This is a genomic window from Paraburkholderia nemoris (genome assembly GCF_905221015.1).
GTDB classification, from domain to species: domain Bacteria; phylum Pseudomonadota; class Gammaproteobacteria; order Burkholderiales; family Burkholderiaceae; genus Paraburkholderia; species Paraburkholderia nemoris.
Window position 1 is genome coordinate 232,370 of the sequence record NZ_CAJNBO010000003.1, and the last position, 14,764, is coordinate 247,133.

General features: G+C 63.4%; 10 protein-coding genes. 6 read left to right on the top strand and 4 right to left on the bottom strand.

Annotated elements, in window-relative coordinates; translation table 11 throughout:
• The first annotated feature begins 59 nt into the window (after positions 1-59).
• Positions 60-572, top strand: a complete 513-nt coding sequence (locus KHO33_RS05910) for an LEA type 2 family protein (protein ID WP_054042716.1) — start codon at positions 60-62, stop codon at positions 570-572.
• Positions 573-741: 169 nt separating this feature from the next.
• Here the strand turns inward: KHO33_RS05910 and KHO33_RS05915 are convergent, their stop codons facing one another.
• The 3 genes from KHO33_RS05915 to KHO33_RS05925 all read right to left on the bottom strand — a co-directional run bounded on the left by KHO33_RS05915 (position 742) and on the right by KHO33_RS05925 (position 6,088).
• A complete protein-coding gene (locus tag KHO33_RS05915) occupies positions 742-1,920 on the bottom strand; it encodes an acetyl-CoA C-acyltransferase (protein ID WP_054042682.1) in 1,179 nt (392 codons plus the stop codon).
• Positions 1,921-2,175: 255 nt separating this feature from the next.
• Positions 2,176-4,260 carry a 3-hydroxyacyl-CoA dehydrogenase NAD-binding domain-containing protein gene (locus tag KHO33_RS05920; protein ID WP_200564537.1) on the bottom strand — a complete coding sequence of 695 codons (2,085 nt, stop codon included), beginning with the start codon at positions 4,258-4,260 and terminating at the stop codon, positions 2,176-2,178.
• Between the two features lie 142 nt (positions 4,261-4,402).
• Positions 4,403-6,088, bottom strand: coding sequence for a 3-(methylthio)propionyl-CoA ligase (locus tag KHO33_RS05925; RefSeq protein WP_054042681.1), 1,686 nt, complete (start codon positions 6,086-6,088; stop codon positions 4,403-4,405).
• A gap of 265 nt (positions 6,089-6,353) precedes the next feature.
• Here KHO33_RS05925 and KHO33_RS05930 point away from each other — a divergent pair, with 265 nt between their 5' ends.
• The 5 genes from KHO33_RS05930 to KHO33_RS05950 all read left to right on the top strand — a co-directional run bounded on the left by KHO33_RS05930 (position 6,354) and on the right by KHO33_RS05950 (position 10,279).
• A complete protein-coding gene (locus tag KHO33_RS05930; protein WP_200564536.1) occupies positions 6,354-7,910 on the top strand; it encodes a protein adenylyltransferase SelO in 1,557 nt (518 codons plus the stop codon).
• A 38-nt stretch (positions 7,911-7,948) separates the two neighbouring features.
• Positions 7,949-8,371 (top strand): peptide-methionine (R)-S-oxide reductase MsrB, encoded by a 423-nt coding sequence (gene msrB, locus KHO33_RS05935; RefSeq protein ID WP_054042679.1) that lies wholly within the window; start codon positions 7,949-7,951, stop codon positions 8,369-8,371.
• 270 nt (positions 8,372-8,641) lie between these two features.
• A complete protein-coding gene (locus KHO33_RS05940) occupies positions 8,642-9,172 on the top strand; it encodes a septation protein A (protein ID WP_054042677.1) in 531 nt (176 codons plus the stop codon).
• Position 9,173: 1 nt separating this feature from the next.
• Complete coding sequence (locus KHO33_RS05945; RefSeq protein ID WP_054042675.1) at positions 9,174-9,488, top strand: BolA family protein; 315 nt, start codon at positions 9,174-9,176, stop codon at positions 9,486-9,488.
• An 11-nt stretch (positions 9,489-9,499) separates the two neighbouring features.
• A complete protein-coding gene (locus KHO33_RS05950) occupies positions 9,500-10,279 on the top strand; it encodes a peptidylprolyl isomerase (RefSeq protein WP_054042673.1) in 780 nt (259 codons plus the stop codon).
• Between the two features lie 133 nt (positions 10,280-10,412).
• Here KHO33_RS05950 and purL read toward each other — a convergent pair whose 3' ends face one another.
• Positions 10,413-14,492: a phosphoribosylformylglycinamidine synthase gene (gene purL / locus KHO33_RS05955; protein ID WP_200564535.1), complete on the bottom strand. Its 4,080-nt coding sequence runs from the start codon at positions 14,490-14,492 to the stop codon at positions 10,413-10,415.
• Positions 14,493-14,764: the final 272 nt, after the last annotated feature.

Here is a 14,764-nt window from a genome sequence, read left to right on the forward strand (position 1 = left end):
CGGCGCACAACGGCCCGCTACAATGCATGACCCAAGCCGTTTCCTTCGAGGTGCCGGTCATGCCCTTTTTCCGCGTACTGCTGTCCCGCCCTGATGCCCGTTATGCCCGTCTGGCCGCGATCCTCGCCGTCATCACGCTGACGCTCAACGGCTGCGCCGGTCTGTTCGGCGGCGACCCTTTGCGTGTGAGCGTGGCCGGCATCGAGCCAGTCGACGGTCAGGGCCTGGAGATGCGCTTCAACGTCAAACTACGCGTACAGAACCCCAATGAATCCGCTGTCAACTTCGACGGCGTGTCGCTTGCGCTCGAACTGAACGGCAAGCCGTTCGCCAGCGGTGTCAGCGATCAGAGCGGCACCGTGCCGCGCTTCGGCGAAACGGTCGTCAACGTACCGCTGACGGTGCCCGCCTTCGCCGCGGTTCGTCAGGCATTCGCCTTCGCAGGCGCCGCGCAGTCGGGACAGATACCGTACATCTTGCGCGGCAAGCTTGCGGGCGGCCTGACAAGCACGACACGCTTCGTCGATCAGGGTACGTTGAGCCTGCCGGCGCTCGGTATGGCGTTGCCCTGATCTGGCCCGGTTCGCGCCGCCAGTCGCTGTGCTCGTGATGCACGCCGGAAACCTAAACAAGCCCGACCCACACATATAAAAAACGGGTGCCGTGGATTCAATGCCTGCACGTCACATCGCACCGAACCACACGACACCCGCTTTTAATCAAGCCCGCTTTCGCGCCTGATCACACCACTTCGAACAAGCCCGCCGCCCCCTGGCCGCCGCCGATACACATCGTCACGACGACCAGCTTCGCCCCGCGCCGCTTGCCTTCGATCAGCGCATGGCCGGTCAAACGCGCCCCCGACACGCCATAGGGATGGCCCACCGCAATCGCGCCGCCGTTCACGTTCAGACGGTCTTGCGGAATGCCGAGCTTGTCCGCGCAATACAGCACCTGCACCGCGAACGCTTCGTTCAGCTCCCACAGGTCGATGTCTTCGACTTTCAGGCCCGCCTGCTTGAGCAGCTTCGGCACCGCGAACACCGGACCGATACCCATCTCGTCCGGCTCGCAACCGGCCACCGCAAAGCCGCGGAAAATACCGAGCGGTTGCAGTCCTTCGCGCTCCGCGACCTTCGCGTTCATCACGACGCAAGCCGACGCGCCGTCCGAGAACTGGCTCGCGTTGCCCGCGGTGATCACGCCGCCCGGCATCGCGGTACGAATCTTCGACACGCCTTCGAGCGTCGTGTCGGCACGAATGCCTTCATCGGCGCTGACCGTGACTTCCTTCGTGAAGAGACGCCCGCTCGCTTTGTCGGCGACGCCGGCCAGCACCGTCAGCGGCACGATCTCGTCCTTGAACTTGCCGGCTTCGAGTGCGGCTGCGGCACGCTGTTGCGAGCGCACGCCGTATTCGTCCTGACGCTCCTTCGAGATCGAGTAGCGCTTCGCGACGTTCTCGGCGGTCTGCAACATCGACCAGTAGATTTCCGGCTTGTTCTGGCTGAGCCAGCCTTCGGTCACCATGTGGCGGTTCATCTCGTTCTGCACGCACGAGATCGATTCCACGCCACCCGCGACGAACACGTCGCCCTCACCGGCAATCACGCGTTGCGCGGCCAGTGCGATGGTTTGCAAACCGGACGAACAGAAACGGTTCACCGTCATGCCCGGCACGCTAACCGGCAAACCGGCGCGCAGTGCGATCTGGCGCGCGATGTTCATGCCCGTCGCGCCTTCCGGATTCGCGCAACCCATGATCACGTCTTCAATGCGCGCCGGATCCAGCTTCGCGCGCTCGACAGCGGCCTGTGTCGCATGGCCGCCTAGCGTCGCGCCGTGCGTCATGTTGAAACCGCCGCGCCATGATTTGGCGAGGCCCGTACGGGCGGTCGATACGATTACGGCATCAGTCATACATCTCTCCTATGTCGACCCGAGTTAGCGCTTTAGCGCTTACTCGGGTCCCATGCAAAGCGGTCGACCCGAGTTGGCGCTTTAGCTGTCGACCCGAGTTGGCGCTTTAGCGCTTACTCGGGTCCCATGCAAAGCTCTTACTCGGGTCCCATGCCAGTTGGCTGGTCCTTCCAGATGGTGATGGTGGGTGCGCTGGCGGATCGCTCAGTCGCCCCACTTCATTCATTTCGCTTATGTCGCCGAAGTGGCGGCCAATCAGCCGTTGAACCCACGGCCCTTCGCCGCGAGCTCCGCGATGCTCGGCGCCAATTGCCACGCATCGCCATTCGGGCGCGATGCATAGCGGCGAATCGCGCGTTCGACGTTATAGAGGCCGACCGTATCCGCATACAGCATCGGACCGCCGCGATAGAGCGGGAAGCCGTAGCCGGTCAGATAGACCATGTCGATATCCGACGCCTTCGATGCAATGCCTTCCTCGAGAATCTTCGCGCCTTCATTGACGAGCGCGAACACGAGGCGCTCGACGATTTCCTCGTCGCTGATCTTGCGGCGCTCGGCGTTGGCTTCCTTAGAGAACGACGTGATCATCTCGTCGACCACTTTCGACGGATACGCAGTACGGTCACCCGCCTTGTAGTCGTACCAGCCGCCACCGGTCTTCTGCCCGAAACGCCCCGTCTCGCACAGACGATCGGCGATCTTCGAGTAGTGCATATCAGGATGTTCCTGATAGCGGCGTTTGCGGATCGCCCAGCCGATGTCGTTACCGGCCAGGTCGCTCATGCGGAACGGGCCCATCGCGAAGCCGAACTTCTCGATCGCTTTGTCCACTTGCGCGGGCAATGCGCCTTCTTCGAGCATGAAGAGCGCCTGGCGGACGTACTGCTCGATCATCCGGTTGCCGATGAAGCCGTCGCACACACCCGAAACCACCGCGGTCTTCTTGATCTTCTTGGCGAGTTTCATGACGGTGGCGAGCACGTCTTTCGCCGTGTCCTTGCCGCGCACCACTTCGAGCAGCTTCATCACGTTGGCCGGGCTGAAGAAGTGCATGCCGACCACGTCTTGCGGACGCTTCGTGAAAGCGGCGATCTTGTCGACATCCAGCGTCGACGTGTTCGAGGCCAGGATTGCGCCGGGCTTCGCCACTTCGTCGAGACGCTTGAACACCTGCTCCTTGACGCCGAGTTCTTCGAACACCGCTTCGACGATCAGGTCGGCGTTTTTCAGGTCGTCGTAGGAGAGCGTCGGCGTGATCAAGGCCATGCGCTGTTCCAACGCTTCGGGCTTGAGCTTGCCTTTCTTGACGGTGGCTTCGTAGTTCTTACGGATCGTGGCAAGGCCGCGATCCAGCGCTTCCTGCTTGGTTTCCAGCAGCGTGACCGGAATGCCCGCGTTGATGAAGTTCATCGCGATGCCGCCGCCCATCGTGCCGGCGCCGATCACGGCCACCTGCTTGATGTCGCGCACCGGCGTGTCCGACGGCACGTCAGGGATCTTGCTCGCAGCGCGTTCGCCGAAGAACGCATGACGCAGCGCATGGCTTTCCGGCGTCTGCACAAGCGCGACGAAGCATTCGCGTTCGAACGCGAGGCCCTTGTCGAAACCGTTCTGGACGCCCGCTTCCACCGCGTCGATGCACTTCAGCGGCGCCGGGAAATTCTTCGCCATCGCCCCGACGGTATTGCGCGTGAACTGGATGAAACCGGCGGCATTCGGATGTTCGATCTTGCGGTCGCGCACCTTCGGATGCGGGCCCGTTTTCGCGCCGACCTTGCGGGCAAACGCGAGCGCGGCTTCCGCCAGATCGCCTTCCACGACTTCGTCGAACAGGCCCGAATCGGCGAGCTTTTCCGACAGCACCGGCGCGCCGGAGACGATCATGTTGAGTGCGGCTTCGAGGCCGATTGCGCGCGGCAGACGCTGCGTGCCGCCCGCGCCCGGCAGGATGCCGAGCTTCACTTCCGGCAGCGCGATCTGCGCGCCGGGTGCGGCGATGCGGTAGTGCGCGCCGAGCGCCAGTTCCAGCCCGCCACCCATCGCGACGCTGTGAATCGCGGCGATAACCGGCTTGGCGCTGCCCTCGACGGCCTTGATAACCGTATGGAGCGTCGGCTCCTGGGTCGCCTTCGGCGTATTGAATTCGGTGATGTCGGCGCCGCCCGAGAAGGCTTTGCCGGCGCCCGTCAGCACGATCGCCTTGATGGCCGGATCGTTCTGCGCGCGCTCGATCCCTTCGACGATGCCGGCTCGAGTCGAGAGGCCGAGCCCGTTTACGGGGGGATTGTTCAGCGTGATGACGGCCACGCCGTCATGAGTTGTGTAGTCCACTGCCATCTGCCTGCCTCCGTGCGATGAGGCGGCGCATGGCGCGCCGCCTGTCCGGTTGATCGAGTCGGCTCATTGTCCGACTTTAGCGCCGATTTCCCCGGGGTCAGCAGGCAGAATACACAAAAAAGCACGCTCGTTCAATTTATCGTTAGACGGGGTTTCCCCTGGCAAGCGGAGTCAGAGGGCAATCCTTCTCGTCTTCGAGCGCGGACGGCAGAATGTGGTCGCGGAAAATGTCGCGCAGTTTGAGTTTCTGCAGCTTGCCGGTGGCCGTATGCGGAAGTTCGTCGACGAAGACGACGTCGTCGGGAATCCACCATTTGGCGACCTTGCCGTCGTAGAACGCTAGCAGTTCCTCGCGTGTCACGTCGAAACCCGCCCGCTTGACGATCACCAGCAACGGCCGCTCGGTCCATTTCGGATGCGCGCAGGCTATGCACGCGGCTTCGGCCACCGCCGGGTGCGCGATCGCGACGTTCTCGATATCGATCGAACTGATCCACTCGCCGCCCGACTTGATCACGTCTTTCGAGCGATCCGTGATGTGCAGGAAGCTGTCGCGGTCGATGGTGGCAACGTCGCCAGTCGGGAACCAGCCGTCCACCAGCGGCGAATCGTCCTTGCGGAAATAGCGGTCGATCACCCAGGGCCCACGCACATGCAGATCGCCGAACGCCACCCCGTCCCACGGCAGATCGCGCCCGTCTTCGCCGACGATCTTCATATCGACGCCATACAGCACATGACCCTGCTTTTCGAGCAATTTGCGCTGCTCTGCCAGGGGTCGCTGACTCTGTTCCCACGTCAGTTTCGACAAGGTGCCGAGCGGCGACATTTCCGTCATGCCCCATGCATGAATCACCTGTACGCCGTATTCGTCCTCGAAGGCTCGCAGCATGGCCGGCGGACAAGCCGAGCCGCCAATCACCGTGCGATTGAGCGAAGAGAAACGCACCTTGGCTTCCCGCAGGTAGTTGAGCAAGCCGAGCCACACGGTCGGCACGCCGGCCGAATACGTGACGCGCTCGTTTTCCATCAATTCATACAGCGATTTACCGTCGAGATCCTTGCCGGGAAAAACCAGCTTCGCCCCCGTCAGCGGCGCGGAATGCGGAATGCCCCAGGCGTTCACATGGAACATCGGCACGACTGGCAGCACGGAATCGCGCGCGGACAGACTCATTGCGTCGGGCAGCGCTGCACCGAATGCGTGCAGCACGGTCGAGCGATGCGAATACAGCGCGCCTTTCGGATTGCCGGTGGTGCCGGATGTATAGCAAAGGTAGGATGCCTGCCGTTCGTCGATGGCCGGCCAGTCGTAATGCCCGTCCTGCGCTTCCACCAAGGTTTCGTAGCTCAACACCGGCGTTTGCATCGCCGGCAGATGCGCTTCGTCGGCCAGTGCAATCCAGCCGCGCACTTTGGGACACTGCGGCGCGAGCGCATCGACGAGCGGTGCGAACGTGGTGTCGAACAGCACGTAGGCGTCGTCGGCGTGATTGATGATGTAGGCGATCTGATCGGGGAAGAGCCGCGGATTGATCGTGTGGCACACGGCGCCGAAGCCCGTCGTGCCGTAATACGCTTCCAGATGCCGGTAGCCGTTCCAGGCCAGCGTGGCCACCCGCTCGCCGGGTTCGACGCCGAGCGCGATCAGCGCCTGCGCCAGCTGCTTCGCGCGCTTTTCGCAGTCGCGGTAGGTGTAGCGATGCACGTCGCCTTCGATGCGCCGCGACACGATCTCGGTGTCGCCGAAATGCCGCGCGGCATGCGCGAGCAACGAGGACACGGTGAGCGGCACGTCCATCATCTGGCCAAGCAGCGGCGTCGTCATAAAGAATGGTCTCCTCGCCTTGTTTGCGTCGTTGGGGTTGTAGCTCGGGGGCCGCGCGCACTCCGCTGCGTCGCGCGCGACGCTTCGGTGGGTCCGCAAGGGACGCTCCGGCCGCTCGCCATGCGTGCTCTGAAACGGCGCGCAAGCGCTCCGTCAGGAGACGTCCGGCACGCAGGCGCATGTCTGGCCAAACCTCGGACTAACAGCCGGCCAGCACCGCCGCGGGCGCGGACTTACAATATCGGTTAATCCAGAGGCGCTCAACATGTCGTTTTCCCCAAGCATTGCAGGGTTATCCGGGCCTTTAGCGGCTCTTTCCGACGCACTGATCACCTCGCCCGAAAGCGCATTCGCGCGGCTCGGCAGCGTGTTTCTGACGCGGCTGCCCGCGGCGCCGCTGAGTGCGCCATACGTGGTCGGGTTCTCCGCAGAGACCGCCGCGTTGCTCGGTTTAGAGCCCGGGCTCCAGAATGATCCGGGCTTCGCCGAACTGTTCTCGGGCAACGCCACGCGTGAATGGCCTTCCGAAGCGCTGCCGTATGCGTCGGTGTATTCGGGGCATCAGTTCGGCGTGTGGGCGGGCCAGCTCGGCGACGGCCGCGCGCTCGGTCTCGGCGAGGTCGAACACAATGGCCAGCGCTTCGAGCTGCAGCTCAAAGGCGCGGGCCGCACACCCTATTCGCGCATGGGCGACGGCCGCGCGGTGCTGCGTTCGTCGATCCGCGAATATCTGTGTTCGGAAGCCATGCATCACCTCGGCATTCCGACCACGCGCGCGCTGTGCGTGATCGGCTCCGACCAGCCGGTGCGCCGCGAGGAAGTCGAGACCGCGGCGGTCGTCACACGCGTGGCGCCGAGCTTCGTGCGCTTTGGGCACTTCGAACATTTTTATTCGAACGATCGCGTCGATGCACTGCGCGCGCTCGCCGATCACGTGATCGAACGCTTCTATCCGCATTGCCGCGAAGCCGACGATCCGTATCTCGCGCTGCTGAACGAAGCCGTGAATTCGACCGCCGATCTGATGGTCGAATGGCAAGCCGTGGGCTTCTGCCACGGCGTGATGAATACCGACAACATGTCGATTCTCGGTCTCACGATCGACTACGGCCCGTTCGGTTTCATGGACGGCTTCGACGCCGGCTACATCTGCAATCACTCGGACTCGCAAGGCCGCTACGCGTACAAGATGCAGCCGCAGATTGCGTACTGGAACCTGTTTTGCCTCGCACAAGGGCTGCTGCCGCTGTTGGGCGTCCAGCATGAAGAAAGCGTGCGCGGCGATAAGGCGATCGAAGACGCGCAGCGCGTGCTCGGCGGCTTCAAGGAGCGGTTCGCGCCGGCGCTGGAAAAACGCATGCGCGCCAAGCTCGGCCTCGAAAGCGAGCGCGACGGCGACGATACCTTGATCAACCGTCTGTTCGAAGTGATGCACGCCAACCGTGCGGATTTCACGCTCACCTTCCGCAATCTGGCGCGTATTTCGAAGCACGATGCGAGCGGCGACGCGCCGGTGCGCGACCTGTTCCTCGACCGCGCCGCATTCGACGCGTGGGTGAACGACTACCGCGCGCGACTGTCCGAAGAAACACGCGACGACGCCGCGCGCGCCATTGCAATGAACCGTGTGAACCCCAAATTCGTACTTCGTAATCATCTGGCAGAAACAGCGATCCGCCGAGCGAAAGAGAAGGACTTCTCCGAAGTGGAACATTTGGCAGCCGTCCTGCGCCGTCCGTTCGACGAGCAACCGGAAAACGAAGCGTATGCGGGGCTGCCGCCGGATTGGGCGAGCTCGCTGGAAGTGAGTTGCTCTTCGTGACGAGCCCCCAGAACAATCTTGAGACAGGAACCCCGACCATGAACAAGCCCGACGACCTGAACACCGCCGCCCCCGCCGTGCAGAAAGACGACGCCGAGTGGCGCAATCAGCTCTCCGACATTGAATACCAGGTGACGCGCCACGCGGCCACCGAACGCCCCTTCACCGGCCGCTATCACGACCACTGGGACCGCGGCATCTATGACTGCGTCTGCTGCGGCACGCCGCTGTTCGAATCGGACACCAAGTTCGACGCCGGCTGCGGCTGGCCGAGCTACTTCAAGCCGATCAACGGCGAAGTGATCGCCGAGAAAACCGACCGCACGCACGGCATGCTGCGCATCGAAGTGCAGTGCAAGAACTGTGGCGCGCATCTTGGCCACGTGTTCGAAGACGGACCGGCGCCGACCGGTCTGCGTTACTGCATCAATTCGGCTGCGTTACAATTCGAGCCCAAGTAACGCAGCGCGGAGTCCGGCGCCCGTTGAATGATGCGCGGCCAGCGTCTGTCATCAGGCGCGCGCCGGCCGCGACACCCTTCATCCGGCTTGCAATCCGGCCACCCCGGCGGTCACCCGGCGGTCGACCCGGCGCGGCAATCATGCTACGAACAGCGCAATGCGCCGTCCCCGGCTGCCGCGGCGGGTTTCAAGCAGCATCCCTGCCACCGGGCGCGCCGCGTCCCCAATTCTCCAACTCTCCAACCCACTCTCCGAATTCCCGACCAGATAATGAAATTCCTGTTCGATCTGTTCCCGATCATCCTGTTCTTCGTCGCCTTCAAGATCTGGGGCATTTTTACGGCGACGGCAGTGGCGATCGTCGCCACGCTGGTGCAGATCGCGTGGGTGGCATTCCGCCACCGCAAGGTCGATCCGATGCTGTGGGTGAGCCTCGGCGTCGTCACCGTGTTCGGCGGTGCGACGCTCGTGCTGCACAACGACACGTTTATCAAATGGAAGCCGACCGTGCTGTACTGGGCATTTTCGGTCGCGCTGATCGTCTCGCAACTGGCCTTCAACAAGAACCTGATCGAAGCGATGATGGGCAAGCAGATCACGCTGCCGCACGCGATCTGGGGCAAGCTGAATATCGTCTGGGCGATTTTCTTCGTGCTGCTGGGGCTGGTGAACCTGTTCGTCGCGTACAACTACACGACCGACCAGTGGGTCAATTTCAAGCTGTTCGGCGCCACCGGGTGCCTGGTGGTATTCATCGTCGGACAGAGTTTGTGGCTGTCGAAGTATATGAAGGAAGAATGACATGACGAGCGATGTGTTCATGCACGCCACGACCGCCGAGCGCGCCGCGCTGATCGAGGCGCGTCTTACCGCGGCGCTCGCGCCGGTCGCCTCGATCCGGATCACGGATGACAGCGCGCAGCACGCGGGCCACGCCGGTGCGTCCGCCGGCGGTCATTTCTCTGTCACGATCGTGGCTGCCGCATTCGCCGGGAAAGCCCGCGTGGCGCGGCATCGCATGGTGTATGATGCGCTGGCCGATGCCATGCAGCGCGGCATTCACGCCCTTGCAATCACGGCGTATACGCCCGAAGAATTTGCTTTGTTGCCCCGCTAGGAAACCTTTCGATGACCTTGAAGAAAACCCGCCTTTGGGTATTGCTGGCTGCATTTGCGGCCGCACCTGCATTCGCACAGAACATCGCCGTCGTGAACGGCACGCCGATTCCGAAAGCACGCGCCGACGCGCTGATCGATCAACTGGTTCATCAAGGCCAGCAAAACACGCCGCAACTGCAAATGGCCGTGCGCGAAGAGCTGGTGAACCGCGAAATCCTGATGCAGGAAGCGCTGCGCCGCGGCCTGCCGAATCGTCCGGACATCAAGGCGCAAATCGCCGTCGCGCAACAAACCGTCGTGCTGCGCGCGCTGATCGAAGACTTCGTGAAGAACAACACGCCGACTGACGCCGAAGTCACCGCGCGTTACAACGCGCTGATCAAGGACGCGGGCGGCAAGGAATATCACCTGCACCACATCCTGGTCGACAACGAACAGCAAGCGAAGGATCTGATCGCCAAGATCAAGGCCGGCGCAAGCTTCGAAGACCTCGCCAAGCAATTCTCGAAGGACCCGGGATCGGGCAAGAACGGCGGCGACCTGGACTGGTCGGACCCGAAGGCTTACGTGCCTGAATTCGCGGACGCGGCCACGCATCTGCAGAAAGGTCAGATGACCGACACGCCGGTGCATACGCAATTCGGCTGGCACATTATCCGTGTCGACGACGTGCGCAACATCACGCCGCCGCCGCTCGAGCAAGTGCGTCCGCAGATCGTGCAGCAGATCCAGCAGGAAAAGCTGCAGGCGTTCGAAGAAGGCCTGCGTAAGAACGCGAAGATTCAGTAAGCGGTTTTTGCGCTGCTGCGTTGGAATAAAAAAACCGCCTTTGGGCGGTTTTTTTGTTTCTGCGGGGTCGGCTTTCTTTCGCTTCCGCTACAGCAAGGGAGCACCGCGACGAGCGGCGGTCCCCGTCTCACCCTCAACCCAGCCAGCGGCGTGCGTTCTGGAACACGCGCAGCCACGGACTCGCGTCCGTGCTGCCCTCGCCCCAGCCTTCCGGATGCCAGCTCATTTGCACCGCGCGATGCACGCGCTCGGTGTGCGGCATCAGCACGCTGAAGCGGCCATCAGGCGTCGTGACCGACGTAATGCCGTCCGGCGAACCGTTCGGGTTAAACGGATACTGCTCCGTTGCCTGGCCACGGTGATCCACGTAACGCATCGCCACCGCCACCTTCGACGCATCGCCTTGCTGCGAGAAGTCCGCGTAACCTTCGCCGTGCGCGATCGCAACCGGAATACGCGAGCCTTCCATGCCGGCGAAGAAGATCGACGGCGAAGCCTGCACTTCCACCAGCGAGAAGCGCGCTTCGAATTTCTCCGACTTGTTGCGCGTGAACTTGGGCCAGGCTTCAGCACCCGGGATCATCGACGCGAGGCTGCTCATCATCTGGCAGCCATTGCAGATGCCCAGCGCGAACGTGTCTTCGCGACCGAAGAACGCAGCGAACATATCGGCGAGTTGCGAGTTGAAACGGATCGCCTTCGCCCAGCCTTCACCGGCGCCCAGCGTGTCACCGTATGAAAAGCCGCCGCACGCCACCGCGCCGGCGAAATCCGCCAGGTTGGCGCGGCCGGCCAGCAGGTCGCTCATGTGCACGTCGTGCGCGTCGAAGCCGGCGCGGTCGAATGCATAAGCCGTTTCGAGGTGCGAGTTCACGCCTTGCTCACGCAGGATCGCGACACGCGGACGTGCGCCCTTGCCGATGAACGGCGCGGCGACGTCTTCCGTGGGATCGAACGTGAGGACCGGCGAGATGCCCGGATCGGCGGCATCTGAGAGCGCGTCGTATTCGGCATCGGCACAGGCCGGGTTGTCGCGCAGACGCGAAATACGCCAGCTCACTTCGCTCCACGCGCGATGCAATTCGGTACGCGGTGCGTCGTAGATCTTCTTCGCGTCGCGATAGATTTCGATCGTGTCACGATCGTTGATCTTGCCGATCACGTGCGAGCATGCCGACAGACCGTGTTCGCGCAACGCGCCCAGCACCGCGTCGCGGTCCGCTGCGCGCACCTGAATCACGGCGCCGAGTTCCTCGGTGAAGAGCGCGCGGATCGTGCGGTCTTCACGACGGCCGCTGGTCTGCTTTGCCCAGTCTTTCGCGTCGCCGTAGTCGGATTCATGGTTCGGATCGAGCACCAGCATGTCGACATTCAGCGACACGCCGACGTGACCCGCAAACGCCATTTCGCAAACGGTCGCCCACAGGCCGCCGTCCGAACGGTCGTGGTACGCGAGCAGCTTGCCGTCGCTATTGAGCGCCTGGATCGCGGTGAAGAAACGCTTCAGATCTTCCGGGTCGTCGACGTCCGGCACCGTGTCGCCTACCTGCTGCGTGACTTGCGCGAGGATACTGCCGCCCAGACGATGCTTGGCGCGGCCGAGGTCGATCGCGATCAGCACGGAGTCGCCCACCTCGCTCGCGCTGCGCAGTTGCGGCGTGAGGTGCTTGCGCACATCTTCGACCGGCGCGAATGCTGAGATGATCAGCGAGACCGGCGCGACGACTTCCTTCGCGACGCCACGGTCTTCCCACTTGGTGCGCATGGACAGCGAATCCTTGCCCACCGGAATGCTGATGCCGAGCGCCGGGCACAACTCCATGCCGATGGCTTTGACCGTGTCGTACAGCGCGGCGTCTTCGCCCGCTGCGCCGCATGCGGCCATCCAGTTGGCCGACAGCTTGAGCTTATCGAGCGACGCAATCGGCGCCGCCGCGATGTTGGTGACCGCCTCGCCGACCGCCATGCGGCCCGATGCCGGCGCGTTGATCACGGCGAGCGGCGTACGCTCGGCCATGGTCATCGCTTCGCCGCGGAAGCCGGCGTAGTCCATCGTCGTAATTGCGACGTCGGCCACCGGCACTTGCCACGGGCCGACCATCTGGTCGCGCGCGGTCGTGCCGCCCACCGAGCGGTCGCCGATCGTGATCAGGAACGACTTGCTGGCAACCGTCGGGTGACGCAGCACGCTGACCGCCACTTCCGACACGGCGATGCCGGTGACATCCACCGGCTCGAGTTTCTGCTCGACGCGCTTGACGTCGCGATGCATGCGCGGCGCTTTGCCGAGCAGCACTTCCATCGGCATGTCGACCGGCTCGTGCGCCGCGTCCTCGTTCGATTCGGAATCGATCACCTTCAACTGACGTTCGGCCGTAGCCGTGCCGACCACCGCGAACGGGCAGCGCTCGCGCTCGCACATGGCCTCGAAGGCCGGCAGATCGGCCGGCGCAATCGCCAGAACGTAACGCTCCTGCGCTTCGTTCGACCAGATTTCGCGCGGCGACAAACCGCTCTCTTCCAACTGGATCTTGCGCAGATCGAAGATCGCGCCCTTGCCGGCGCCGTCCACGACTTCCGGGAACGCGTTCGACAGACCACCTGCGCCCACATCGTGAATGCTCAGAATCGGGTTCTTCTCGCCGAGTTGCCAGCACGCGTTAATCACTTCCTGCGCGCGGCGCTCGATTTCCGGGTTGCCGCGCTGGACCGAGTCGAAGTCGAGTTCGGCCGTGTTGGTGCCGGTCGCCATCGAGCTGGCAGCGCCGCCGCCCATGCCGATGCGCATACCCGGGCCACCGATCTGGATCAGGAGCGAGCCTTCCGGCAGATCGTGCTTGTGCGTATGTTGATCCGAAATATTACCGATGCCGCCGGCGATCATGATCGGCTTGTGATAACCGCGCACCAGACCCGCAACGTTCTGCTCGTACGCCCGGAAATAGCCACCCAAATTCGGCCGGCCGAATTCGTTGTTGAACGCGGCGCCGCCGAGCGGGCCGTCGATCATGATTTGCAGCGGCGACGCGATGCGGTCAGGACGGCCATACGCTTCGTGCTTGTCGTCCGGGTTCCGGTGCGCTAGCGGCTGCGCGGCGTCACGGGCGTTTTCCCAGGCTTCGACGCCGTCCGGCAATTCCAGATTCGACACCGTGAAGCCCGCCAGACCCGCCTTCGGACGCGCACCGCGACCCGTCGCGCCTTCGTCGCGGATTTCACCGCCCGCGCCGGTCGAGGCGCCCGGGAACGGCGAGATCGCGGTCGGGTGGTTGTGCGTCTCCACCTTCATCAAGGTGTGCGTCAGTTCGACGTTGCGGCGGTAGTGTTCGGGCAGCGCGCCGGGTTCAGCCGGCGTGCGCGGGAACCAGCGCTCAGCCACGCCGCCCGCCATGATCGCCGAGTTGTCCGAATACGCGACGATCGTGCCTTGCGGGTTCAGCTTCTCCGTGTTCCGGATCATATTGAACAGCGAGATGTCCTGCTTCTCGCCGTCGATCGTCCAGTCCGCGTTGAAGATCTTGTGGCGGCAATGTTCGCTGTTGGCCTGCGCGAACATCATCAGTTCCACGTCAGTCGGGTTGCGGCCGAGTTTCGTGAAGGCGTCGACGAGATAGTCGATTTCGTCGTCGGCGAGCGCAAGACCCAGTTCCGTATTCGCCACTTCCAGCGCGCCACGGCCGTTGCTCAACACGTCGACGGTTTGCAGCGGCTTGGCCGGCAGTTCGTCGAACAGATGCAGCGCGTGGTCACGCGAGGGCGCCACGCTTTCGGTCATGCGGTCGTGCAGCGCTGCGGCAACGGCCGCGCGGGCTTCGTCGGAGAGCGCCTTCTTGCCGCCCAGCAGACCGCTTTTCAGCGTGACCGTGTATTCGACGCCGCGCTCGATACGGCGCACCTGCGTGAGACCGCAGAGGTGGGCAATATCGGTTGCCTTGCTGGCCCACGGCGACACCGTGCCGAAGCGCGGCACCACGAGGAAGGTTTCGGCCGCGCCGCGCTCTTTGGTTTCTTCGAGCGGATCGCCGTAGTGCATCAGCGCTTCGATCTTCGCGTTGTCTTCCGCGGACAGCGGATTTTGCGCATTGACGAAGTGCAGATACTGCCCGCGCACGCCGGTGATGTTGGCGTCGATGCGCGTAAGCGTCTCGAGCAGGCGGGTTTGACGGAAATCGGAAAGGGCCGAAGCGCCGGGGAAACACGAGAAGTGGGCCATGGACTTGACGTTGCGTCGCTAATGATGCCGATGAGTCGCGCGTGAAGGCGACGTGAGGCGGAAAGGAAGTCCGAGATTATACCCCGGGAACGGCCCTCCAACGGGCGTCGCACCAGGGTTTTGGCGGGGTTTGCGTGGCCGGTCTGCCGTTTTGACTGCTATCATTCGCCCTTTCACCAGATCGGCGCGCGCAGCCTGAGCAATCCCGGGCAGTGCGCCGCATGCCACGCTTAACGGGAACGCGGCGTTTCGGCGTCCCGCCGGCAAATCGA